Raw genomic sequence first — 1,979 nt, forward strand, 5'->3', positions numbered from 1 at the left:
ACCCGCGTGCCGCAGGCCGCAGCCGGCCTCGCCGGAGTCGCCGGCCGCCCGGGGCAGGCCGAACGCCTCCACCTGGTCGGCAGCAACACCGCCCGCGGCCCCGCCCCGATCCGCTACCGCGACATCGAGGCCTGGCCCTTGGGCACCACCCCCCATCCGTAACCGACCATCCCGGCGCGGGCGTTCAGGGACGACGCAGCCGCAGCTGGACGAGGCCGTTGCTCGTCCCCGCGACGACGGTGCCCGGCGGGCCTGCGGTCAGGGCTCTGACGGGGGAGTCGAGGTCGATCTCGTAGAGGGGAACCCAGGGGGTGTCGGGGTCCAGGGCGTCGAGGGGCCAGATCCGCAGGATCGTGTCGGCGGTCACGACGGCGGGCAGGCCGTCCGGCAGCGTCACGCAGACCGCCTGGTGCACCCAGTCGGTGGCGATCGCCGTGGCGGCGACGGGACGGCAGGTCACGAGGTCCCACACCACGACCGTCTCGGCGGTGGTGTCCTCACTGCACGCGATCGCCACGACGCGCCCGTCCGGCAGACGGGTGCAGGCGAGAGCGCTGACCGCGGCCGGGCTCGGCTGCACCGGGGCACGGCAGTTCATGCTCGTGCCGACGCGTCGCCCGGTGCGCAGGTCCCGGATCCGGATGGTTCCGTCCGCGCTGCCGCCGACCACGACCTGCCGCCCGTCCGGGAGCGTGGCGGTCGTGATCGCGGTGACCTCGGGCAGGCGCCGGCCGCGGTTCTCCCACGTGCTGCGTTCCCGGGTGCGGGCGCGCCACAGCCGTTCGCCGGCCGGCAGCCGCACCGCCTCGACCACGTTCTCCTCCCCACCGACGACGGCCAGCGCTGCGCCGTCCAGCTCGGCGGTGCAGGCCACCGTCCCCGCCGCGCCGAACTCCTGTGGCACGGCGCCCTCCTGCCCGTCGGGCAGCCGCCAGGCCCGCAGGGTGCTCTCCTCGTTCGTGCCGATGTCCCCGGCGCCGATGACGAGGTCGCCGTGGTGGGCCAGCACCCGGGAGGCTCCGGCCAGTTCGGCCACCACCCCCTCGGGGCCCCAGACCCGCAGCACCGCGTCGGTGTGACCGCTCACCGTGAGGCCCGCGGCCCGGAGCACGCTGGTGACGGCCGGCAGTGCCCGCTCCTGCCGGGACCGGCCGTCGAAGGCCCGTGACTCCCACGACCGTGCGGTGTTCTCGTTGCCGCCGGTCACCAGGACCGTGCGCCCGTGGGGCAGTTCGGCCCAGGCGAGCGAGCGGACGGAGCCGTCGTGCGCGGCCAGCGGCCTGCCGCGGAGTTCTCCCGTGTGCGCGTCCCACACGCAGACCGTGCCGTCGTCGCCACCGCTGATCACGACGTCGCTGCCGGCCATGCGCGTGCAGAGCAGAGCGGAGGGGTACGGGCCCTGGCCGGTGGTGACCGGGTTCCACGTCGCCGCTGCGGTCGAGGCGTCCCACCGCTGGATGGTGCCGGAGTCCCCGGCGGTGAACAGACCGCTCGGCCCCCAGGCGAGAAGCATGGTCCTGACCGGGTCGCCGGGGATCGTGTGGTCGACCGGCTGTCCGCTCTCCAGGTCCCACAGCCGGACGGGGGCCTTCTCGTCGGCGACGGCCACCGCGAGGTGCCCGTTCGCCAGGGTGCCGGCCGCGATCGCCCGGAAGCGGGAGTCGCCGTCGGCGGTGAGGGCGATCCGCCGGCCGACCCGCCGACCGGTCTGCGCGTCCCAGGCGCGGACGGTGCCGTCCCAGCACGCCACCACCACGACGGGGCGCCCGCCGTGGTCGGTGCGGACGATGTCCCGGACGCCGCCGACCTTCTCCTGGCCCTCGAAATCCAGGTCTTCCCCGGACACGAGGTCCCTGACCCGCAGCCCGCCGGCCAGGTAGTCGTGTATGACGACGAGGTGGCGCCCGTCCGGCAGGGCGACGCACCAGACGGTGCGCAGGCGCCGCCCCGGCTGGAGCCACGGGGGCCGGACGCTCTCG

The 1,979-nt window shown here is 75.6% G+C and carries 2 pseudogenes; one reads left to right on the top strand and one right to left on the bottom strand.

Features of this window, described 5'->3' with window-relative positions:
- Positions 1 to 162 (top strand): annotated as a pseudogene (locus AB0O00_RS37310) (RNA 2',3'-cyclic phosphodiesterase); the annotation flags it as partial.
- A 22-nt stretch (positions 163 to 184) separates the two neighbouring features.
- On the opposite strand, the pseudogene AB0O00_RS37315 reads toward AB0O00_RS37310, so the two are convergent.
- A pseudogene (locus AB0O00_RS37315) lies at positions 185 to 1,979 on the bottom strand (hypothetical protein); the annotation flags it as partial.

Source organism: Kitasatospora sp. NPDC093558, from assembly GCF_040683475.1.
In the GTDB taxonomy this organism is placed as follows: Bacteria; Actinomycetota; Actinomycetes; order Streptomycetales; family Streptomycetaceae; genus Kitasatospora.